The organism is Aristophania sp. ESL1142 (genome assembly GCF_058107345.1).
Map to the genome: position 1 here is coordinate 1 of NZ_JBYLUH010000003.1, position 23,702 is coordinate 23,702.

25 protein-coding genes are annotated in these 23,702 nt (G+C 38.5%); all 25 read left to right on the forward strand.

The genetic code is table 11. The annotated features are described in order from the left end of the window. On the forward strand, positions 1-913 hold a 913-nt coding region (locus AC3B6P_RS09740; RefSeq protein WP_489805947.1), incomplete at its 5' end, for a DotG/IcmE/VirB10 family type IV secretion system protein. A 72-nt stretch (positions 914-985) separates the two neighbouring features. Next, a complete protein-coding gene (locus AC3B6P_RS09745; RefSeq protein ID WP_489805948.1) occupies positions 986-1,948 on the forward strand; it encodes a hypothetical protein in 963 nt (320 codons plus the stop codon). Then, positions 1,948-2,490 (forward strand): hypothetical protein, encoded by a 543-nt coding sequence (locus AC3B6P_RS09750; RefSeq protein ID WP_489805949.1) that lies wholly within the window; start codon positions 1,948-1,950, stop codon positions 2,488-2,490. The genes AC3B6P_RS09745 and AC3B6P_RS09750 overlap by 1 nt, the downstream gene beginning before the upstream one ends. A gap of 14 nt (positions 2,491-2,504) precedes the next feature. Continuing rightward, positions 2,505-2,900, forward strand: coding sequence for a hypothetical protein (locus tag AC3B6P_RS09755; protein ID WP_489805950.1), 396 nt, complete (start codon positions 2,505-2,507; stop codon positions 2,898-2,900). Further along, positions 2,893-3,444 (forward strand): hypothetical protein, encoded by a 552-nt coding sequence (locus AC3B6P_RS09760; protein WP_489805951.1) that lies wholly within the window; start codon positions 2,893-2,895, stop codon positions 3,442-3,444. The genes AC3B6P_RS09755 and AC3B6P_RS09760 overlap by 8 nt, the downstream gene beginning before the upstream one ends. 2 nt (positions 3,445-3,446) lie before the next feature. Continuing rightward, entirely contained in the window at positions 3,447-6,569 is a 3,123-nt protein-coding gene (locus AC3B6P_RS09765; RefSeq protein ID WP_489805952.1) for a type IV secretion protein DotO, read from the forward strand. Between the two features lie 73 nt (positions 6,570-6,642). Then, positions 6,643-7,593: a TrbG/VirB9 family P-type conjugative transfer protein gene (locus AC3B6P_RS09770; protein WP_489805953.1), complete on the forward strand. Its 951-nt coding sequence runs from the start codon at positions 6,643-6,645 to the stop codon at positions 7,591-7,593. Between the two features lie 9 nt (positions 7,594-7,602). Continuing rightward, a complete protein-coding gene (locus AC3B6P_RS09775) occupies positions 7,603-8,394 on the forward strand; it encodes a TcpQ domain-containing protein (RefSeq protein WP_489805954.1) in 792 nt (263 codons plus the stop codon). A 1-nt stretch (position 8,395) separates the two neighbouring features. Then, positions 8,396-10,141, forward strand: a complete 1,746-nt coding sequence (locus AC3B6P_RS09780) for a pilus assembly protein PilN (RefSeq protein WP_489805955.1) — start codon at positions 8,396-8,398, stop codon at positions 10,139-10,141. Positions 10,142-10,162: 21 nt separating this feature from the next. Next, entirely contained in the window at positions 10,163-10,717 is a 555-nt protein-coding gene (locus tag AC3B6P_RS09785) for a hypothetical protein (protein ID WP_489805956.1), read from the forward strand. Then, positions 10,714-11,907 carry a hypothetical protein gene (locus AC3B6P_RS09790; protein ID WP_489805957.1) on the forward strand — a complete coding sequence of 398 codons (1,194 nt, stop codon included), beginning with the start codon at positions 10,714-10,716 and terminating at the stop codon, positions 11,905-11,907. The genes AC3B6P_RS09785 and AC3B6P_RS09790 overlap by 4 nt, the downstream gene beginning before the upstream one ends. Continuing rightward, positions 11,904-13,571, forward strand: a complete 1,668-nt coding sequence (locus AC3B6P_RS09795) for an ATPase, T2SS/T4P/T4SS family (protein ID WP_489805958.1) — start codon at positions 11,904-11,906, stop codon at positions 13,569-13,571. The genes AC3B6P_RS09790 and AC3B6P_RS09795 overlap by 4 nt, the downstream gene beginning before the upstream one ends. Then, entirely contained in the window at positions 13,568-14,641 is a 1,074-nt protein-coding gene (locus tag AC3B6P_RS09800; RefSeq protein ID WP_489805959.1) for a hypothetical protein, read from the forward strand. The genes AC3B6P_RS09795 and AC3B6P_RS09800 overlap by 4 nt, the downstream gene beginning before the upstream one ends. Positions 14,642-14,656: 15 nt before the next feature. Further along, positions 14,657-15,154 (forward strand): type 4 pilus major pilin, encoded by a 498-nt coding sequence (locus tag AC3B6P_RS09805; RefSeq protein ID WP_489805960.1) that lies wholly within the window; start codon positions 14,657-14,659, stop codon positions 15,152-15,154. Between the two features lie 17 nt (positions 15,155-15,171). Further along, positions 15,172-15,645, forward strand: a complete 474-nt coding sequence (pilM, locus tag AC3B6P_RS09810) for a type IV pilus biogenesis protein PilM (RefSeq protein WP_489805961.1) — start codon at positions 15,172-15,174, stop codon at positions 15,643-15,645. Then, complete coding sequence (gene pilV / locus AC3B6P_RS09815; RefSeq protein WP_489805962.1) at positions 15,642-17,003, forward strand: shufflon system plasmid conjugative transfer pilus tip adhesin PilV; 1,362 nt, start codon at positions 15,642-15,644, stop codon at positions 17,001-17,003. Before pilM ends, pilV begins: the two co-directional genes overlap by 4 nt. A 9-nt stretch (positions 17,004-17,012) precedes the next feature. After that, the gene (locus AC3B6P_RS09820; protein ID WP_489805963.1) at positions 17,013-17,720 is read left to right on the forward strand and encodes a lytic transglycosylase domain-containing protein; all 708 of its coding nucleotides are present in this window, start codon (positions 17,013-17,015) and stop codon (positions 17,718-17,720) included. A 649-nt stretch (positions 17,721-18,369) separates the two neighbouring features. Continuing rightward, complete coding sequence (locus AC3B6P_RS09825) at positions 18,370-19,011, forward strand: recombinase family protein (protein WP_489805964.1); 642 nt, start codon at positions 18,370-18,372, stop codon at positions 19,009-19,011. A gap of 41 nt (positions 19,012-19,052) precedes the next feature. Further along, positions 19,053-19,481, forward strand: a complete 429-nt coding sequence (locus AC3B6P_RS09830) for a DotD/TraH family lipoprotein (RefSeq protein WP_489805965.1) — start codon at positions 19,053-19,055, stop codon at positions 19,479-19,481. After that, positions 19,474-20,406, forward strand: coding sequence for a type IV secretion system DotC family protein (locus AC3B6P_RS09835; RefSeq protein WP_489805966.1), 933 nt, complete (start codon positions 19,474-19,476; stop codon positions 20,404-20,406). The genes AC3B6P_RS09830 and AC3B6P_RS09835 overlap by 8 nt, the downstream gene beginning before the upstream one ends. After that, a complete protein-coding gene (locus AC3B6P_RS09840) occupies positions 20,406-21,539 on the forward strand; it encodes a secretion/conjugation apparatus DotM-related subunit (protein WP_489805967.1) in 1,134 nt (377 codons plus the stop codon). The genes AC3B6P_RS09835 and AC3B6P_RS09840 overlap by 1 nt, the downstream gene beginning before the upstream one ends. Before the next feature lie 14 nt (positions 21,540-21,553). Further along, positions 21,554-21,901, forward strand: coding sequence for a hypothetical protein (locus tag AC3B6P_RS09845; RefSeq protein WP_489805968.1), 348 nt, complete (start codon positions 21,554-21,556; stop codon positions 21,899-21,901). Continuing rightward, the gene (locus AC3B6P_RS09850) at positions 21,891-23,021 is read left to right on the forward strand and encodes a type IV pilus twitching motility protein PilT (RefSeq protein ID WP_489805969.1); all 1,131 of its coding nucleotides are present in this window, start codon (positions 21,891-21,893) and stop codon (positions 23,019-23,021) included. Before AC3B6P_RS09845 ends, AC3B6P_RS09850 begins: the two co-directional genes overlap by 11 nt. A gap of 3 nt (positions 23,022-23,024) precedes the next feature. Then, positions 23,025-23,273: an IcmT/TraK family protein gene (icmT, locus tag AC3B6P_RS09855; protein WP_489805970.1), complete on the forward strand. Its 249-nt coding sequence runs from the start codon at positions 23,025-23,027 to the stop codon at positions 23,271-23,273. Between the two features lies 1 nt (position 23,274). Next, a complete protein-coding gene (locus AC3B6P_RS09860; protein WP_489805971.1) occupies positions 23,275-23,658 on the forward strand; it encodes a hypothetical protein in 384 nt (127 codons plus the stop codon). The last annotated feature ends 44 nt before the right edge of the window (positions 23,659-23,702 follow it).

Sequence of the window (23,702 nt, forward strand, 5' to 3'; positions counted from 1 at the left end):
CCTGGGAACCCCTCCAAGCAATATAGAAACAAATAATAATTCTAAAGAAGAAAATAATAATGGCAACATAATTGGAAATCCTTTTGTAGTTGATCCCAATGATGCTAAAAAATCTACTGAATCACCTCAAAATAATTCTACAATTTCATACGAAGCTGAGAATGAATTATTTAATTCATGGTCTGGAAAACCTTTAGTTTTGACAATTTCTGAATCAGAGAAAAGCATCACACATAATATTTCTAATTCTAATGGCAATAACAGCCCTCAATACGCTGTTGATCCAGACATACCTAATAAGGCTAACACGAGGAAAACGTTTAATTATACGGGAGCAAGTTTAACTTCCCAAAGAGGTATTAAACCAATAATACCAGCAGGCCACGGCGTATATGGACATTCTGTTTTGAATGTAAATAGTGACTTAGGAGGCACTGTAATTGCAGAGGTTGATACTGGTCCACTTGCAGGAGCTAGAGTAATCGGTTCATTTCAGAGAAAGGATATCAGGTTAGTTATACAATTCAGTAAACTAGTCATTAATGAAAATGATCCAATGGCTATTTCTGCCTTTGCCATCGCTCCAGATAGTATGGAAACTGGTGTCGCATCAGAAGTAAACGAACACTATTTGACACGTATTCTTCTTCCAGCCGCCGCTGCGTTTGTTGAGGGGCTGGGTAACGCTTTTGAAAATACGAATACGAGATCCGTAGATAATGGTCTAGGAGGTGTAAGTAGCTTCACAAAACTAACCTTACCGCAACAAATGGGCATGGCGGCTGGCAGAGTAGGTGAAAAAGTCGGACAAATTATTGAGCACCAGACACCACAACAACCTACAGTAATTTTACACCAAGGTGATGCAATAGGAATCGTCTTCACCAGTCCGGTCTATTCCCATGGAAAGTGAAAAATCGCCACTCACAAACACATCACTTAGAATTAGAATTAAAGTGAAAACACGCTTAGGTGAGGTCGTTATATGAGCAACAATATTGCACAGTTAAGAGTTCCATCAAGAGGGATGAAGCCAGTGCCAGAAGAATGCGTTGAAAAAACACCAGAGGTAAAAAACTCTGTTAAACCTAAAACATCCAAGAAGATTGTTCTTATTTCAATCATTTCAGGCATTGTATGTATAGCAGTATTTGGTACTGTAGCCCTGAAAATCACTCATGCGACTGACACCAAAAAACTGTCCAAAGAAAGAGAACTTCCAATAAGCAGTCATAATGATGACACTCATAGCTTTAAGTTGCAATCGGACGGATTTAATCAACAACACATTAATAAGTTGTCCATTCAACAAACACAGAAAATTCCATCATTTCCCGAAGCAACCGCAAAACAAAATAGTCCAACGTTAAAAGAGAATTTACCTATTCAACAGTCAGAGAAAATCCTGTCTCTCCCTGAAGATAGTTCAAAACAAAGTAACCTAAAGTTAAGTGACTCTCCTGACGCAACATTAGAATTAGAACTTGGTAAACAAGTTTATGATTTAAATGAAAAACTTAAAAACCTCGAAAGTAGAATCAATGATTTAGATAATCATATAAATAATGAATTTAATATAAATTCAGGGAAAATTGATGGTAGAATTGATGAACTACAACACAGAATTGATATAATGGATAAAACATTATTAAATGATTTCCATAATCAAAATTCCTTACAATTAAAAAATCAATCTTTACCTAAAAATGAGAGAAAGGCGAATGTTTATCATAATGTAAAAAAAACGGTCACTCCAAAGAAACCTAATTACCATGTCACTGCCGCCGCAGGAAATGTAGCACTCATAGCTATTCCAGGATCATCACAAGACTCAATGATAAGAGTCACAGTAGGAAGCGTCATTAACGGGTGGGGCGTTGTAAAACGTATTGATGCTAATGGTCCCTTGAATTCTGATATTGTCACCGAGCAAGGAATTATAAAATAATGGAAGGCTTGTTTACATTCGTACAAGATATAGGGTCAGCTCTCGCATGGCTGGTTCCGTTCTTGTGCTATGTATCAGGTACATCTGCGATCATCTGTGGTCTATACGGGTTTGTAAAAAGAACCTCGAATTCTAACGGTTTTCTTTCCCAACCAGGCGTACCTTTCCTCATAATAATCATTGGCTCATTTTTGTTGAATTTTGATAATTTACTATCATCTGGCAACAAAACACTTGGATTTAATGGTGAAGTAGGCTTTGGCAGGTCAGAAAAACAAGAGTTTAATACGGACACAATAATAAACTCAGCCAACGACGGACCTTTTGCGACCATGATGTCTATAGTTCATTTACTTAATTATTTTGAATTTAGTTATGGCGCATTAATAGTTTATGCAGGTCTAATGAGATTTATAAATTCAAGTAAAGGAACAAAGGTAACAACAACGTCATCAAATTTTATAGTTGTAATGTTTGGTTTCTTCGTGATGAACATAGAAACCATACTAACTATAATATTAAAAGAAACAAATTCTATTTAATAGGAGACAAAAAAATGCTATACAAGAAAATAATTCCAAGTACATTAATAATATTAACAGCATTATCTATTTTCTTAATAATGCACGATAACGCATATGCAGCACAAACCATAGATGAACTAGCACAAAGTGCTACAGATAGATTTTCTAGAGCATACGGATATACAATAAATCTAATTTGCTATACAGCAGGCAGCGGGTTTGTTATAAGCGCTTTTTTTGGGTGGTATAGATCTCAAAAATCCCAGGGAGGAATGGGACAGTCCACTGTTGCCTCACTATTGATAAGGGGATTAATCGGTGTCGTCTTACTTTGCTTACCCTACACAATCGGAATAAGCTCCCAAAGCATATTTGGTACTAATACATCTATTACCGGGGAACAGAAACAATTGAGATTTGATGAATAAAATGATGAATATAGTAGAAAATATAGCAAAAAAAATACCATTAAGAATACAGCACTTAAAAAATAATACTGGTATAATTTGCGAGTGTTGTAATTTTCATGTAGCATTTTCTACTGTTCTGGATAGGCCATATTGTATGGCCTGTCTTCCTGCATTTGCCCTTGATGAGCCTAATATTGATGATTTAGCTTGCTTAATCTGGATTCCAGAAATAGACCAAGGGACATTAAATCGCCTCACAACACTACTGCATGCCTCGTGCGCATCAGTAAATAAGACAATTTATGATACAGATCTTAATGGGCAGCAAAAAAATGCTCGCATTATTTTTTATAATTTATTGTCATTAAGAGAAACAGCCAAAGAGAAAGTTGGAACAGATAAAATCTCTATACTAAGAGATATTTATAATAAAAATGATATGACATACATTAATAAAATAGACAATAATATATCTACAGACTTAAGCACTTTGTACTTTGGAAAATGGTTTAAACCTGAAGAATATAAATTCTATAATAATACTAAAAAATTTTGGGGATAAATATGTTACCATTTCAAAAAAAGGAAAAAGGAAAAAGAATCAACGTAACAAGTAACTCTTTTTTTGGTTTTTCATCAAATGGAATGATGAAAGCGCTATTTAATTTTGCCTTAAATCAAGTTGATGTTTTTTTAAAGAAAAATGTAATTACTTTTTGTGATTTAGCTACATGTGATAAATATGGCCTAATTAGTTATAGTGGTGATTATCTTTCATTACTGCGCATCAAAGGAATGAGAAATATCTCTACAAGCAGTGAAATACAAAAATATGCTACATCCCTAAAAACTTCTTTAAGTAGTTTATTCGAATCACCAGGGCTTGTTATGCAATTTTATTACGCGGCCGATCCTGAAGGAGTTGAAGAGCAAATTGCAGAGAACATCAAAGAAAGACGTAACTTCACGAGCTTATTAAACCTCGATTTTGATGACATATTCACAGAAAGAAAAAGATTTCTGCCACCTTATATGCGCCAAGAACGGATTTTTCTCGCCATTTGGACACGTAGCGGAAGATTAACCAAAAAAGAACAACACGACTTAAAAAAAAGGAGAAAGAAACTTTTTTTTGAAATTCCCGATACAGGAGATGGACAAAATCCTCTTTTAGGAAACGCTGAACTCGGTGTCATTCATGGAGCTTCTGTTCAACGTATAATTCAAGCCTTGCACACATTGACTGTAAAGGTAGAGGAATTAACTCCAATTCAAGCTCTCAAGGTCATCCGACAGGAAATTTACCCCGATAATATGAAAAGTGATTGGGAACCTATTACACCACAGTCAGAGTCTTCTAATACTATTCCAGATGATGAAAAACCACAAAATATTGAAGATGCTTTATGGCCCCCATTAAGGGAGCAGCTATTCAAAAATGACGCCTTAACCCCTAATTATACAACTGCTCGCTTAGACTTATTAGACTGGACATCTATAGACGTTAACAGATTTCCTAATCGACCCATGCCCTCGTTTACCGAACTAGTAAGGGGATTAGCTGATCGGAGAATGCCCTGGCGCACATGTATCACTATTGAATCGGTCCGTCCAACATACATGAGCTGGAAAAAAATGATAGCGACATTACTTAAAATGGGTTCAAACGTCGTTATCTCCAAAGCGTTTGATGAGCTTCAAGTCATTTCTGATGATAAATCAGATTCAATCGTTCGCGTTCGAATGAGCCTTGCAACATCTGCGAAAGCTGGCAAGCTGGACCAGCTCTATACTAGAGCCTCAAGATTGCAGCAAGCTGTAGAATCTTGGGGGGGAAGCCAAGCAGCAAAATTCTGTGGAGATCCACTTGCAGGAGTTCTCTCATCCGTGCCTGGACTGGCCGTAGCCTCTACGGCCCCTCCTACGGCAGCGGTCTTATCAGATATATTCGCTGTCATGCCATGGGTAAGGCCAAGCCAGCCTTATCAAAACGGATCTGTTTTATTTCGCGCAGCAGATGGAACAATCGTTTATTATGATCCCTATGGTAGCGGTAGAGGTGCGACGCTTGATTTATTTACTGGTCCGTCTAGGCGCGGGAAATCAGTATTAGCCAACAGTTTATTGTTGGGAACTGTGTTAAGTCCCGCTGCATCCACAACGGATGGTATAAAACTACCGCTTATTGGTAAATTGGACATAGGCGATTCATCCTCTGGGTTCGTGGACATGATTCAGACGGCTTTACGACCTGAGGATCAACATTTAGCACTATACATAAAATTCGACTTGCTCAATGAGAAATGCGCTTATAACATTTTTTCAACGGAAACTTGTTGTCGATACCCTCTTGAACATCATAAAAATTTTTTAGAGAATTTTCTCAATTTGGCATTTTGTCCCCTGGATGGGAAGCCCTTTGAAGGTATGGATCAAATCATATCGGACGTTATTAGATTATCATATAAATTGTATGATAGTAAAACTTCATCAAACTCAGCAAAATCTTACAGAAGGAAATGTATACCAGAAATTGACACTATATTAGACAAAGATAATTTTCTACAAAATAATAGCAATGTAAAATGGTGGGATGTCGCTGATTACCTGTCATCAAAAGGTGATATGAAAAATGCTTACAAAGCAACACAACAAGCAGTTCCAGTTATTGGAGATCTTGCATACATATTAAAGGAAGAATCAATTAAGGATAAATATATAAATGCAACACCAACATCTGGTTCTGAGAATTTAATTGATATATTTAGACGTTATTTAAGCACATTTATTCAGAGATACCCTATACTAAATAAACCCACCAAATTGGATATCGGAGATTCCAGGATAGTCGTTATTGATATTGATAAGGCGGCACCAGAGGGACAAGGAGAAGCTCAGAGACAAACTGAACTAATGTATATGCTTGGCTATTACATCGTTGCTCGAAATTTCTTCCTCGATCCAGATGAAACAGACAGATTGCCAGAGAATGTTCGTGATTGGCATAAGCGTCGCTTCCAAGAATTTAAAGAGAGTTTTAAAAGACTTGAATGTGATGAATTTCAACGAACGGCAGGCGCTCCACCAATTCAAAAGCAATTTGAGGACTCTGCACGCCGCGGTGCAAAATTAAATGTCAAAATAGGGTTAGCTAGTCAAAAACTATCAGATTATGGCGAGTATCTGATTTCACACTCTACAGGACGTTTTATTTTAGGTGCTGGCGATGAAGATGAGGCAAATGAAATTTGTGATCGTTTCAAACTCAGTGATGCAGCCAGGCAAATAACGCGGCATGGCCTAAATGGCCCACAACAAGATGGTTCAGGCTCGCCTTTTATCCTTAAAATAATGATAAATAATGAATGGTACGAGCTATATTTATTAAATTTGATGGGGCCTATGGAACTCTGGGCATTATCAACCACACCATTAGATATTGCTCTACGGCGTAGATTATATGATTCTTTAGGAACACATGAAGCCAGAAAACGATTGGGTTTAGTCTTTCCGAAAGGAACGGCCGTAACCGTTATTAATCATATGAAAGAAGCAGCCATTAAGAAAGCAGGCAGTCTTGATTCTGATGAAGCAACCTCAAGTGTAATAGATAAATTAGCTGATGACATATGTAATGCACGCGGACTAGGTGCCGCTCTCCTAAAAGAACGACCCACTATAACATAGAAAAAAATCAAAATCCCCTAACAAAGGGTTATGAATTTTACCCATACGCGGACTCACAAACGGAGTCTTTATAATGGCCGGTATGGTTAAAATGAAAACAATTTTCCTAATTCCGATTCTGCCTGCACTCGTTGCTTGTGGAGAAAAAGTCTCAAAAGAGCCAGTTCCGGTGGATGTGCCTGGAGTGCCTTCACCAGAGCTGGCCTTACAGAGGTCACTTGATCGTGTCCACAGCTTCTTGAAGAACATAAACGGACGTATTGATGCTCCCTTAAAAAGCACGTTACCCATATCCCCCCCTCCTACAACGGAAAGCAGTCATTTAGCCTCAGAAATAGACAGATTAAGACACATGCCATCAGAGCACGAAGCCGCTCCGTTATACGGAAAGAATGGAATAGTATGGTTTGTTTTCTCTGATGGTTACCCACGCATATCATGCAATACAACATGCCTCATATACCTACAGCCAGGTGAGACACTGGATGATAACGGAGTGATTATATCAGACACATCACACTGGAATGTTAAGTCAAAAATAAAAGGAAAAAGAAATTTTGTAGTATCACTTAGCCGTGAGAATAATGCCAAAAATACTAATTTGCAGTTAATAACTTCAAAACGAACCTATAATTTGCTCTTAGACGCAACAACAACATCAATGTCTATGACAAAAATCAAATTTGCATACAGTAAAAATGACCCATCAATTCAGGACAGTCCTCCAGTCTCTATAAATAACAATAATAATATTAATGAATCTGATTTCAGATACGCCATCAACGGCCCAAAATATATTTGGACACCACTACGCGTTTTTCAAGAAAACGGAAAAACATTTATCGAGTTTACACAAGAAGGTGCAGCCATAGCGCCGCAACTTCTGATTACGTCTCCAAGAGCAAATGCAGCACAGAGCTATAAAACAGTCGGAAACTCATATGTTACTGATATTCCAATTGAAAATGCCATCTTGAGAGACCCAACGGACGACAAGAAAATCATTCAGATAACGCATAAATAGGGTCATATCATGACAAAGAAACTACCTTTTTTTACCCTTCTTTTAGCCACCTCATTAGTAGGATGCGCCGAGACAGATCATAAAGCCTCTTATATGGTTGGGATCAATCAAAAAGATACATCGGCATTAACTGTATTTATAGCTGATATTTTAGCAAAAAGCATGGACCCAGCGAGTTCTACATTACAAATATTACCATATCGCGGTCAAGATAAAGAGAAATCAGAAGAGTATTTAAGCAATACATTAAGGGAAAAGGGATTTGCATTATCTCCAAATGGAATGAATTACCCAGATGCTCATGAAATTAGTTACAAAGCAAGCTCATATAATAATCAGATACTTTTAGAATTACATGTAGATGATGCAATTGCCAGTTGTATATATTCTCACAACAAACAGGGAGATTTGTACCAGAATGGTGGCTGCACTATCCGTCAAGGTAGCCAATTAAGCCTACAAATTCCTGATAGTAGCATAAAATCAAATGCCCCAACCCTGCTGACAGACGATGGGTTAACATCATCGGCATCAAGCTGGAGCTTGGTTAAGGATATGTCAGCACGAGAACAGATTATAAATTGGGGCAAGTTAGCAGATTGGCACGTTGTTTGGGACACTTCCCTTGATTGGTCAATTCCTCAAAATACAACATTAATTGGCGATTTTTATGTCGAAGGAGCCAGTTCGGACACCAGTGTCATTACACAATTAATCCATGCTGTCCGAAGCCAAGGCATACCGTTAACCGCTGAGTTCCATCCATCTAACCGTGTCTTATTGATCAAAAAAGAGGGATAAAATGAAATTTAAATCATTTGCCTTATGTCTGCTTGCCTCACCTTTCTTTGGTGGATGTCACGACTTTAATGAGGCAAGACAGGAAGAGAAAAATATCTCAGATGTTATGAAAAAGCATCGAGTTCCTTTATCTCAATCTGTTGTAGTATCAAACACACCATATCTGGTCGGCCCTTCATTAAAGCCGTCTGCAATTATACCAGGCCCTTTAAAACCACACATTGAATTAATAATCGCCAAGCCTCTTCCGATCAGAGAGGTAGCTATTCTGGCTGAAAATGCAACACACATACACGTAAATTTAGATGACGATCTCGACGATACTGCTCCCTCATATAGTGAAAATTATATACCTGCGTCTGATGGAAAATCAGTAGGTGGTCTTCCTGCACCACCAGACCTTAAAAAACCACTTCCTATGTCACGTATACCTCCCTCCATACCCAAGTGGCATGGGGTTGGCCCATGGATACGCTACTCAGGCAATAAAGCTGGTTTATTTCAAACTATTGCAAGCCATTATGGATGCTGGGAAAAATTTGAAGATGGCGCGGTCACTTTTTACCGGACAGAAACCAAAACATTTCCAATCCCGGCTTTCTCCGAAAAAACCGAACAAAATAGTGCAATTGTAGCCATAACAGGTGGAGGGGGCAGCAATTCCGGTGGCGGCATGGGAGGCATGTCCGGCGGCATGGGGAGCATGGGGGGCGGTGGCATGGGAGGTATGGGAGGTATGGGTGGCGGAAGTGGCTCCAACTCTGGCAATGCAGAGGGAGTTATGAGTTCTACCCGCGAAAGCTCAACAAATCCATATGATGATCTCGAAAAAACTGCCAAAGCTATCGCTAATGGAGGACAAATTGTCCTAGACAAAAATCTAGGGACACTCACCGTTACTGGCACTCCAGGTCAGGTTATAAGAGTAGAACGATGGATTAAAGCCTTACAAAGCAGCATGATGACATCAGTTTCGGTAGATGTTCATGTTTATACGCTTCAAGTGACACGCGAAAGCGCTATGTCTTTCTCGCCAAAAATTGCTGTCGAAAGTATGGGCAAAGCTTGGGGATCTTCAGTGATGCCTGCCGCAGCTCCTGCAATTCAATCACAACATCTACCATTCTCTGCTGGCGCATCTATCATTTCAGATAATGGAGCGTTAGGACAATTTAAAGGCTCACAAATCGCTGTCGCTGCGTTGTCAGAGTTTGGCAATGTTACAGAAGTATATGAAAGACAAGCGGTAACAACTAATGGACAAGCCGCAGATTTCCAAAACGGCCTAAACACAACCTACCTGCAATCGTCACAGTCTTATCTGGCAACAAATGCCGGATCGTCCGCATCATTAGAACCGGGAGTAGTAATGTCAGGTTTCTCTGGTTCAGTTACACCAAAACTCATTGGAAATAAAATTTTACTTAGAATGTCCTTCCTCATTCAAACGTTACAGAAATTAAATGAGATTGAATCTAACGGCAGCAAAATGCAGCTTCCCATAACTAATAGTACCACCATGGACAACCAAATTGTTCTGAAAAACAACCAAGTTTTGGTTATCCAGGGTTATGTTGACGATTCAAAAAGCCGTAATCGTTCTGGTGCAGGATGGGCAGATTTTTGGGGCCTTGGTGGTGGCGGTGAAGCGCAAAAAAAGAAGACCCTTGTTTACGTTATAGTTAATGCCCACACCCTCAACGAAGCAGTCACAGAAGAATCAAACGGTGACACGAACATAAATTAATCCTCGAAAGCGACAATAAAAATGGAAAAACATTATTTAAATATTGCCTTAATATCATGTTCATTTTGTTTTGGGGTTTCGCTTGTTAGTAATGCCAAAGCAGATACACAACTACCTTCTTGTGTTGATTCAATTATTACTCCTGAACCTGGAAAAATACTCTCAGGAGCTGCCCTTGATGTGAATATGTCATGTTTACAATCATTACGCACATTAAGTGAGGTCGCTAAATTAAAGGCTGAGATAGCTGAGACTGATAGACGTAGCCACAACACCAATCAGATCACTCAACCAGGCGGAAGTAGGCAAAATGAAATTTTCCAACCTGTAGCGTTACCAAATGACCCATTGCAAAGTGACACCTCTAACCAGCAGAAGACCATCATCTCTTATCCGAAAGTGGAAATGATAACAGGGAATGGAAAAAGCCGCACTGCTATTCTCTCAACCGGTCAAGAGGTCAAAATAGGTTCTGTAATTCATGGAGCACGCATCACAGCACTCACAAACGACAATGTTACACTCAAAGACGAAGACGGGCATACCCATCATCTCAATCTGGATATAACTCAATGAAAACACTTTTTTCTCAACGGTTAAGGATAGGCGATATTGAATGGGTCGTCGGTGGGAAATGGGAAAGTTTTATTTATCCCAAAGCACCTTCACACTCATCGCTACGCAGACACGCTGTGGAACTTGGCGCGTCTCATTATGTTGTTACAGAGAAAAGTGTTGGTTTTTTTAATTTTCATGAAAAAGTAAAACAAAAAACTGTTCATCCTCTAATCATTTCAACGGCACGAGAGAAAAAAGAAAAAAACAAATTTTATGGAGAATATTTTTTTACGGTCCAATCAGAAGAGAACGATAGCAGTGGACAAACAAAATATTGGATATTTTCTATAGATGAGAAAGGTTATCCTCTCTCACAAGGAGACCAAATAGTACAAGAAGAAAGTTTAGAACATATACGAGAAATTTTAGAAGTTACAGACATAGACAGCTCTTCAATTGAAGAACTATGCGATGATATAACTCCTCTTTCATATAAATTATATTCAGTATCACAAATCGATAGTATTAGAAATATATTTATCATATTTTTTATTATTTTAATATGTATAATTTCTTATATTTACATATCAAAAATTTACAATGACAAGAAAGCATCAGAAGAATTAAGGATAAAACTAGAAAATGATAAGAAAAATATTGCAAAAAGACTTGCTCCAAATAGACCTTATCCTAACACATGGGTGAAAACATGTATATCTAATGTACCAGATATACCATTTTATCATGGATGGACGCTATCAAGCTGGTCATGCACACTAAATAATTTGGTAATTATCTGGCATAGACAACCAGGAGCTATAGTATCTGACGCCCCCAATGGTCTAATAAAGAATGACGGAGACACTATCGAAACTACACAAAAATTAAAGTTTCCCAATGAACTTGGGGTACAAGATTATGCGGACAAAAATAGTGAAAAAGCTTTGTACTCCCTTCTCGAAGGACTGGGTGTAGTTATTCATACCGATACTTCCACTATAATGGGACGAAACGGCATAGCCGATGGTATGAAGTCAATTAATATTTCTATTCCAGTAGATCCCAGAAAAATAAATTTCAATATTAAAGGCGTAATCCTGAGTTCAATGTCTCATAGTACAGGCATTCCCAATAATTTTATGTCAGAAAACACATACAATGATCAAAAGTTGGAAATTAAATTATATTTTGTAGGAAAAATGCAATGAAAACTATAATAAATAAATTTAGTAAAATTTACAAGAAAAAGAATAGTGAAATATTCTCATATGATTTTATTGAAAAGAGTATTTACTTAGATGAAGAGACAAAGATTGTATCAGTCGATAAAGAATGGAGAAAAAGACCTGAATTTTTGAGCTGGTATGATAAAAATATCATCAGAAAAGATGGATATGGCAAATATAAAATAAGATCATGCCCAATTAGCACCATACAGGCCATGCAAAGAGCTGGTCATATTATAATAACGCAGGATTTAGGAAATGACGGGGCTGAAGACTCAGCGTTAAAAATTGGTATTGAACTTATGCAGCTTGCTGCGGAGTGCTCCGCGACAGACGTACGCATCGTTGTGCGTATAAACCATACTGAAATTTTTTTCAGAATCAAAAAAGAAGAAATGCTGTTACGTGAACTTTCTAAAGAACTCGGACAGCGTATAATTACGGCCCTATACAGATATGGAGAAGCTGGAGATAGCACGTATTCTGCACATAAGGCGCAAGACGGTGGTATTCCTGGTGAAAAAGTACATAATGACTTATCTAACATTCGTTTAAGCCGCACGCCAATTTATCCAGAGGGGCAAGACGCCCAAACTATGAGTCTTCGGCTACAGTATAAAGGCGGAAGACCTCCTATAAGAGAAAAGTTTCCCGATGGCGCAAATTTTATATCTCCAAAGATAAGAGAGATAGACGCTTACGAAATACTAGAACGCTCTGGATACGATCCTGCACAGATAACAACCCTTCTTTCGCTTATTTACTCGGGATCTGGCGCATTCATTTTAAGTGGCCCAACAGGATCAGGAAAATCCACGCTCCAGCAAATCTTAATGGAAATATATTTTAATAAATTTCCAGGACAGAGACAGATTTCAATCGAACAGCCTGTCGAAGAAGAAAAACCTTGGGCCATTCAAATGAGCATTTCAGATGCCTTAGACGAAGAAAGTGTTGGAGAAGAAGTTAGAGCAAAAGTGCGTCAATCATTACGTATGGACCCAGACTTTTTAAGTATCCAGGAGATACGTGATGCAGAAATAACGCGCGCAGCAATTCATGCTGTTCAGACTGGGCATGGGCTTATGACAACCCTGCATATCAGTGATCCATTTGAATTTGCGTCTCGAATTCATAACCTAGATCCTAAAAACTTACCTTATTCTATTGTTTGTGACCCATCATTATTCCGTGCGGTTATCTACCAGAGGCTTCTAGCTACATTATGCCCAGAATGTAAAATTCCCTGGTCCTCTGATTCCAAATCATTATTACCTGTTCATTTAGAAGCTCTTTCATCATGGGGAGATATGTCAACCGTATTCCAGAAAAACCCTACAGGCTGCCCAAAATGTGGATGGAGTGGGAAACAAGGCTTAACTTGCGTAGCAGAAGTCGTTGTTTCTGACAGAGAATTAATGGATGATATTATTAAACATGGGACGCATATAGCTCGTCGAAAATACCGCTCAAGGAAAAATGCTGATCGTTCGATTATACAGCGTGCCTTCGAACTTGCTCATGCCGGGAAAATTGACCCTATAAGTATTCTAACTCTAGACCAAGGTATGCCCACTAAAGAAGAGTATTTTGCTGAAATTGAGGTCGGCCGGAAAGAAAGATTACAAGAAGGACGTCTAGGATGAGTGTTGAATTATTAAACAACACACACCGAAGCCATTTCTTGGATAAATTAGACTTCGGCTGGAAAGTTCGTTCCGACTTATATCGTCTTCTTTCCACGCGTCTAAGTCAAAAAGAAGCAACAAAGCTTGAGACGCTGCTTATTTTCTATGAAAATAGAATGTCTGACCGCAGAAAAAGAGGTGCCGCAAAAATTGCGCGCGCTATCCAATTCAGCATGGCAGATAAGGGCAGTTCATTCGCAGAAGCTATACGTCCATACATTCCGAATAATGAGTACTCTCTTATCTCCGCAGGCGAAGGACACGGTAAACTTGCCTTCGCTCTACAGATGCTACTCAAAATGAGAAATCAATCAGACCGTATTAAGAAAGCTTTCAGGCGTCCAATACGCTTAATTATTGGCTTTTTAATAATGATGATTGGAACTTTTGTTTTTCTTGATATTTATGTTTTACCTTCTCTAGTATCCATGAAGGACTCTTTTCCTGGACAATCACAGCATAATATCGATAAATTACTGTTCTGGGCAAATTTATTTACTGGATGGCCCCTGATAATATTTTCACTATTAATTGCTTCTCTAATATGTCTTGTCATCTGGTCATTGCCAAACTTCACAGGACCTATCCGGTTAATTTTTGAACGCTTTCCGCCTTGGTCTTATTACCGAAATGTAGAGGGCAATGTTTGGCTTTTCGCCTACTTATGTCAGGTTGAAGCTGGAGAGAAGGAAGATCGGGTGTTGTTTAAGCAATCTGAAAACGCATCACCTTGGTTAGCTGAAAGGCTCACAGACATAGCCCGACTTTTACAGTCGGGAATGACGTTACCAAACGCTTTAAAACAAAGCGGCTACAGTTTCCCTTCCCGAGATATTGTCAGCGAAATCAGTATCTCGTGGGGGGCATCGAGCGATTATCAACGTCTTTTGACAGCCTCAGAACTTTGGGGTGAAGAGCTTGAGCAAAGCACTATCAACCTGTCAGAAACATTATACCTAGTCGTTCAATTGTTTGCCTGGGGACTCACACTCGGGTTCACACTTTTAACTATGAATATTACCCCATAAGAAAGGAAAAGAATTATGGATAGAATTGTTGGTATCGTAGCAGGCGGCGTTGTCCTTCTTCTAGCCATTGTTGGTGTAATTGCATACGCAGTACACGCATATTCAGCCAACAATGTAAATGCAGCAATAGCAAATTCTACATATATTCATGATAAGGCTCACGCATCATTTGGCTCTGCCCTGCATGCTATTGACTACTCTGGCATGAATAATTCAGTTGCTATAAATGCACGAATTGTTCCAGACAGTATGCTTAAAAAAGATGGTACCATTTATGGTCCATGGCGTAATTCTATAGTGACCTTATCCGGTTCCAATGATGGTGCTCAATTTATAGAAACTTGGACTAACGTTGGTGCAGATGATTGCGCACAATTCGCCGCTTCAAGCGGTGCCAATCAAGTCACTGTCAATGGGCAAACCATAGCCAATGACAACAGAAATGCTAATACCCAGATTGCCTCAGCTTGTGGAGGGAGTATAGCAACGATTTCATTTGCATGGAATGACTGAGAAGAAGGGCTTATTCCATGTGGGTTTATACGGCTTTCGTCATGGTTGCATTAATGTTCGGTATAATATTGGAAACCGGAGCAGAAATGTCTTCAGTAGATGATAAGCCGTATTTTGTCACTATTAGAGAGGCAATGGACTTTCTGGAGTATAAAAAGACAATACAACATTTAGTATCAGAACAACCTGGAATTGACGGTCCTATACCTGATGAAACACTAGCACCATACTTTAATGACAGTGTAAATAAATTTCATAATTATATTCATCGTGAAGAAGGCAGGACCGTCATTCTAACCTGGACTAATAACTCACCAGGTCTCTTGGAAGAAATTCTCCAGTTGGGAATTACTAATCATCAAGCCATTGGTCTTTCCGACGGTGACAAATGGCATTCACTGACATTGGGTGAAATGGGACCACTTCCAGTTAACGTCCCATCTGGGGCCATTGTTTCTGTTGTTTCCTACAACGGAGGAGGTTTTGAATGAACTCAATTCTTGGCATTATCATTGCAGCCAGTATTGGTTTGCTTGTTTTAAAACCACTGATTACGCAAAAAGAATTGGCTAATCAGCGTCAAACTGAAGCACTCGTTGCAGGGTCATTTAAAACATTTATTAATGCCGCACAACAATATGTAAGGAAAAACTATACCACCCTCGAAACATCGCTCCCGGTCGGGCTAAACGTAAGAGAAGTATCTCCGCAAACATTAGTGAATGACCATGACTTACGATCAGGTGTGAGTCCGTATAACGCGTATGGGCAATTATGGCGTGTGTACATCCAACAACCTGTTCAAGGTGATGTTGAAGCATATGTTGTCAGTAATGGAGGCAGACGAATAATGGAGCCTGAGCAGTTAATCCAAGTAGCAGCGATGACGGGACCAGAAGGCGGCTACGTGCCATATAATGGAATGTTAGGAAAGTTCAGCTCATCCATAGCACAGGGCGCTAACGGTATATGGACATTACCAGTCAATCAGGGTCCCAACCCCGGTCCAGGACAATTTCTGGGAAGAGCAACATTAATATCCGGCTCATTAGACCCATCTGACTCTCGGAATGCACCAGATAATCTGTACCGTGACGCTGTTGCTAACCACCCTGAATTGAACAGAATGAATACATCCCTTGATATGGGCAGTAATGACATTAACAACGCCAGAGATGGACGCTTTGAAGGACGGATAGCAACAAACGACATGGACCCTCTCGGGGGCTATCCTACCACTATGGGTGGCCAAGGTATTCATACTCAGGATCTATATGCAGAAGGCGCTATCGGCACCGGACAAAATGGCAAACTAGGTGTTTATTTAAATGAACGCGGATACTTAAGAGCTTCACAGGATATTTCTGCTGGTGTTTTTCGCCCTAAATTGATTGCTACACGCAACACCCCATGCAATGTAAATGTTCCCAATACTGATTTAGGTGACAATAGCCTTACACCTCAAGAGGGAAACTTTAAAGTGCAAAATGGTGATATTGCAAGAGACCTTGAAGGAAACCCACTAGTTTGCACAAACGGACAGTGGGGTACTATTACACAAGATTTCAGTAAAGTCATTTTTGATGGGGACCTAAACCCAAGCCAAGGATGGAAAAACACATCTAATAAAACTGTCCTGTTAGTTATAACATATATGTATTGTTGTGTTAAAAAAGGTGAGCCAAATTTAGACATATATCTTGATGGCCGTTATATAGGACATCTACATATAGGAGCTACAACAAACTGGGTCGAAGGAGAGTTGATGTCGACTTTACCCGTTCCATCTGGTTCAGTCGTATCATTTGCAGGCGGTGCACGCAGTTTACGCGCTGTTGCATTCGAATAAGAAAATAATATGTCAGTTCAAATTCCTCTACCCAATCTACCGCCTTGCGCCATCATTGCAGAACGTACTTACGGTATATCACATGATGAACTTCAGGCTCATTTGAAGTTCGTCCAAGACAAAAAGCTGCAAGGAAGTGGTTATTTTAAAATAAACCCCAGATGGCTACCCTGGCTATCCATGGTGGGATTTGATTCTTCAAAAATACAAACAGATATCTGTATGAATATAGCTGCTACTGCCTGGATTATGGCATGGGGAAAATTAAAAAAAGAACAACAAATAACCACAGCAAAAAAAGGGAAATACCATATCCCGCAATTCATTAATCAACCCTATGGAAAAGAATGTATTAATGATGCAGTTAGACAGAATAATATAGAAAAATCATTATTTCTAGCAATATTAAAAACAGAAGGAGGCCATCACGGCCAAGAAGTAAAGAATAAAAATGGAACTTATGACCTAGGAATTGCACAAATTAACTCTTCATGGCTGCATAAACTTGGATTAACTTCAAGTCAATTACTTAATGATGATTGCCTCAATATTCATGTTGGTGCTTGGATTTTGGGGCAAGAAATGTACGGAAAAGATCCACAAAAAGACCCACAAGGTTTCTGGCGAGCTGTTGGAAATTATAATTCTCACACGCCTGTTTTCAATGTCGCTTATCAAGCAAAGGTTTGGAAAAATCTTCACAGTAAAAGCCAATAAACAAATTTACTTCCAATCATTACCAAAGGAAATTTTGATATTGGCAGTTATATTAATAATATAGAATTTTATTCCGTTCAACTTGATTATAAAAATATTCCAAAATGTGAAGTATTAAAACAACTTTTTGGAGAACGCCAAGAATCTATAGATGAAGGATATGCGTTCATGCAGGAATTATTGGCTTACCCTTACCTACACTTGGAATTCTGCACATACAATGAAACTGCTTTTATAATACCACGAACAAAATCTGGATGTTACACGTTTAAATTAACTGAAACAGGACCTGAAATGTCTCTCCCTTGTGTATTATCAGGATTATTAATTTGTTTTTTTCTTTAAGTGCTTTGATTGAAAATGAAATTGGCTCAGAGAAACACCTTATTACTCAAATGTTTAACATAATAACTGTTGTTGACGAAATGTATCCTGTTAAAAAAGCATATTCAACTTCATTAACACTTATAGAATATGCGGAAAAATATCTTAACGAATACCAACATTTATTCACAGACTAATATTTAAAAAAAATGCTCTGATATGAGTATTTTTTTAGGGAAAGTAGTAGCAAAAACGTTCGATTATGCGACAATAATCTTGGTCGCTAAATTTAGCCATATTTTTTGTTGCAAAAAGGGGGTGCGTAATGACTCTGCCAATTTGTCCTCAAATATGGGGATATGCTCGAACATCAACCATAGATCAGGAATATGGATTGGAAGCACAACAACGCCAGCTTCTTTCTGCGGGTGTTCCGGCTGACAATATTTTTATAGAGCAGATTAGCGGAAGCGTTCCGGGACCAGAGCGTGCCATATTAAGGAAACTTCTTGAAACCATACAACCAGGCGATACTTTAATTGTCACAAAAGTCGATAGACTTGGCCGAGACACAATTGACATTCTCTCCACAACAAAAAAGCTTCGGGAAACAAAAGTGACAGTCCGTTTTTTAGATATAGGAACTATTGACGGAACCGTAGGCGAAATTATTCTCACCGTAATGGCGGCAATTGCTCAAGGTGAGAGGACTAGAAATATTGAGCGCACTAAAGATGGATTGCAGGCAGCCATTAGGCGCGGCGTAAAACTTGGTAGAAAATTTGCGCTTAATAAAACACAACAGCAAGAAGTTTTCAGAAAATTGTCACTCGGAGTGCCGGTTGCAGAAATTGCCAGATTATTTAATGTTCACAAGGCAACAATTTATCGTTTCAAACGTAAATATAAGCTCCCAGAGGCACTTCCGCTTGAAGCTTTATGCAAAACGAATACACAAGACTATTAACGCGCGATCAGACTCACAAACGCCCCTGATATAATTAGAGGATGAAAAGCTTATGCAACATCCTCCCGGTCATTATCTCTAGCTTCATTCTAGTAGCTGGATGTAGTGAACATACGAAAGACAAAAAACCGATAAGCCTTGAAATGAGTCATGTTCTCAATGAGTTTGACACGCAAGGGGTTGTTTATTTCCCGATGGCACATTCAGGATCTGTATTGCCTGCCGAATGGAATAAAATTGTCTCATGGCAATGGAAAGGATCTTTAAATAACGCACTTCGTTTAATCGCAAAAAAAATAAATTACAAATTAATATTGCCTCAACACAAAAACATTCCAAATATAGAAATAAATCATTCTTGTATAGCAATTTACAAAATAATTAATGAAATTTCAGCGTCAATTTCAGATTACGCCCAAATTATTATTAACATTCCACAACACACAATAGAGGTTAAATACTATGAATAAAACAATGTATAGATCATTAATATTTATTGTATCTTCTTCATTTACAATAAATTGTTCCTATGCCGAAAAAGAAAATAGCATTTCTTCTTATGAACTACCTCCCGTTTCACAATCAATGCCAGAATTGGGCAATGATATTAATTCACCCATTACAGGTGGACAGAATATCCCATCAATACCTGAGCCAAATCCTCCGCCCTCAATGGAAAAAATGATGGCTATTCGCCCCGGCTACTCTCCCAAAAAAGAGAAACCAGATGGCAGGGATCAAGTCATAAAAGGAGCTGCAATAGCGTATGGTGCTAGAGGTGGTCTAGCAGCGCGAAATTATGCAATTAATGAAATGCTCAGGCGATATGAAAAAACTCTCGATAAAGTTTATGACTTCAGGACTCTTGTCTTGCCGGTCGGGAATAGTGAGACGTTAATACGCCCACCTGTCGTGACTGAGGCAGATATGTCTGTAGCACTTTCTTTAGAAGGGCAAGACGCAAGAGAAACTTCTTTAATTTATAAAATTAACCAACAGGCTAAATTTGTCTCTGTATTACCACAATGGCGAAATTATCTCGTGAGAACGATTAATTATCCTCAAACGCCTAATGAAATAATGCGTCCCCGCACACCTCATGAAGTAAATCTTTGGCGTACATACATTGCTAAAGGATGGGCTGATGGAGAACGTCAGGCAGTAGATATTTTTCTTGACGACCTTTCCAGACTTGAACGTGATATCGTGGGAATGGCCAGATACCATATTTTGCTTCAGGCTGGGAAAATTAGCCCGCCCCAGATTACGCACAATTACCAAAATGTACAGGGGGGACATAATATGCTCAGGGTTTCTGATACGTCTATTCACATAAAAAGCCAACCTGGCCTTGATGCCAATAGCGCCCACTGGCATATGGCCGGAGATCAATAATGAGCATATATCCAGGACGTGAATTCAAACAGGATATGGATATTGAAAATGCAATAAAATGTTTATTTCTAACAGTGATACTTTTAGGCGTATTATTTTTTCTATTATGGAGATTTTATCACACACAAATATCAGAGTTTATTATTTCATCTGAAAAAATAGAAGTAAATGTAATAAATATTTTTTCTGATAAATATAAAATTATTGAAGAAAAACTAAAACACGCAAAACCAGAAAAATTAACCATAAAAAATATATTTATATTATATTCAATTACAGGAGAAGCAATTAAATGGCCATCTTTAATAATTTCTTTTATATTATGTGTAATATGTTACATTAAAGCACCTAGATTGTTATTTAAAGATCGTTTTAGAATTGATGGATTACAAAAAGTTCTGGCAAAAATACATCCAATTGGTACAGCATGGATTAATACAAGCTCAGAACTCGTTGAACCAGCAAAACCAGGCAGCCCTATTAAAAATACTGATCCAGCTTTAAAGGTAGATGAGTGGCTGCAACGATATGCAAATGATGATAAAATTGAATCGATTCAAAAGGCATTACGTGACCAGCTAGGCAATCCATGGGTTAACATAGAATCATTAACAACTATTGAACAGTGTATGTTCATTGTGTTTAGTTTTTTCATAGAAAGAAAATCAGAAGACGCAATAAATTTACTTGGATGCCTATCACAAGAAATTAAGCATAATAATGCCGTGAGATCTGTCAGCATTTCAAAATCATTTAGACGATATATATATGATTTGATTAAAACTACTGACTTAACGGCAGAACTGAAATTAGTTTCTCGTCACGCTTATACAAGGACAGCGCTATTAAGCTTACTCTACGAAGCTCGTCTTAAAAATGGCGTAGTAAACCCAGGCTTATTTTCAATGATTCAGCTTATTGACCGTGAGTTATGGATAATCTTATCCGCTCCATCATATCCCCACCCAGGCAAAAAATTCCCTACATTGGATATAACAGTTTGCTGCGAAGCGGCTGGTGCTATTTCTCATTGGCTAGCAGAATGTAAGGCTAAAAAAGCAATTAAGGAACCACAGATTGACCACCTATGCCTCTATATCACACAAATAACGCCATATACTTTTAACAAATAATTGTAGAACAAAAAATGAAAAACAACGATCTTGATATGATATTGAATTACTACGCAATTTCCCAAGAAGCAGCAAAGAAATTACGTTTTTGGGTAATAAATAATTACAATCTCAACAAAACAGACCTAGACCCTGACCTAGCAAAAAACTTTCCCAATCTAAATAACGTAACAGAAAATAATTTATTTTTAGGATATAAAATAAATGATGCACCATTAAGCCTGAAAAAACCAATTTATCATTATGTGTATCTATTAAGAGAAAATACAAATTCCACGAATAGTACGACCGTATCTATAAAACTCATTAAGCTACACCAAAAAATACAACGTATAATACGCAGAGGCACACATGGCAGATAACCATATTAACAAAAAAATTTGGGAATTAGATAACACATATCTTGATGTCACTTCCCTTGACCCTTTTTTGATGTGGTGCTCAGACCAAAATGCTTCGCGCATAGAAATGCAGACTGATCGGCATATTATGATACGCGCTTACGGAGTGAATTATATAGCGTCTGAACAAAAATTACAAAAAGATGATATTTTTAATATCATTAGTAGATTCTACAAATCTGATGGAGGAGTGATACAACTCAGTAACGGGTTTGCTATTGACGTTTCATATGTGATCTGGGGGGGGAAAGGTAAAAGGTATTCTTACAGAGTTAACGTCATTCAATCTTTTACAGGCTCTGAAATAGGGGCCTCTATTACCATACGCCCTCTAGTTGATATCCCAACCCCACTAGAACAGCAAAGAGTTGAACCCCGCTTACTGGATGCACTTGAGGGATCAACTGGCATGTTCCTCATTTGTGGAGCAACCGGAAGTGGTAAAACAACCCTTATCGGGGGAATAAATAGACAACGACTTGAGGACTGCAAACTAAATTGCGACATTATTGAAGGCTCTGCTCCTTTAGAGCTGCTATACGACTTAGTGGAGGTGTGCAACTCGACTGTCACTCAAGTTGAGATACCCCGTGATTTAAAAAATTTTTCGGACTTTATTCGGGCGTCTATGCGCCGCGAACCAACAGACATTATAGTAGGAGAATGTAGAGATCCTGAGACGATGAATGCCGCTATACAAGCGGCAATATCAGGACACCGACTAACGACATCTATTCATACGTCAAATTGCGTCTCTACCGTCAGACGTGTCTCAGCTTTATGCCCCCCTGACCAGAGAGACTCTTTGACCATTTCTTTTGCTGAAAATATAAAGCTAATCGTCAATCAAAGATTACTTCCATCCTTAGATGGTAAACGAATAGCCATCCGAGAATTCTTGCCATTTAACAATAAAATCAGAAATAGTCTTCTTGATTCCCAACATAATGAATGGCCTCGTTTAACTCGGGAAGCCCTAATGAATTATGGACAAACATTTGAACAATCCATTAAGTGCGCCCTTCAAGAAAAACTTATTTCAGAAGAAGTGGCAGAACAAGCATTAATAGAGGAAAGATAAAGTATGTGGCGCTATACTTCTGACCCTGTGAGGATTCTTTTTTTAGACGCTAGAGCGTTAGCTCCAATAAGCATTTGGCTTTGCCATATGAGACTATGGACGCTCGTTTTAGCTCTTCTTGGGATTATATTCTTTAGCATACTCTCCTGGTGCGGGTGGACACTCCCGGTTGCCTGGAGAACTACGCGTACATGGCTTTCTGGTCCAATACGTTCCAGACTTCCACATTATAAACAGCGAGACTACTACTAATATGAGCAACCTGCTTATAACTAGCATTGATAACCTGGAATTATCATTATCACTCGTCCTCGGCCGCAAAGGTTATAGCTTCACATCCACGATCAATAGTTTTGTTGGAATTTCTACCGAAAGATTAAGCAAACAAGATTATTTATTTCCTTTATTCGTAAGAATAGGGGAAGAATTTTGGAGAGAAAAAACATTAGGACAAGACTTTGGGTGTACATATATTCAAGATAAAACAACGATCACTGGCTACCGTGTATCTAAAATGAACATTCCATTTTCAATCGCACTTATGTCTATCATGTCGGCCATTGATTCTTTGTCAAATCAGTCCAAAGAGATTTCTATAGAGGATCTCTTGGCAAGATCGTACAACCTATCTTTATAACAAATACGGCGGAAGACTGCGAAAAAATCAAGAATTGCTGTACA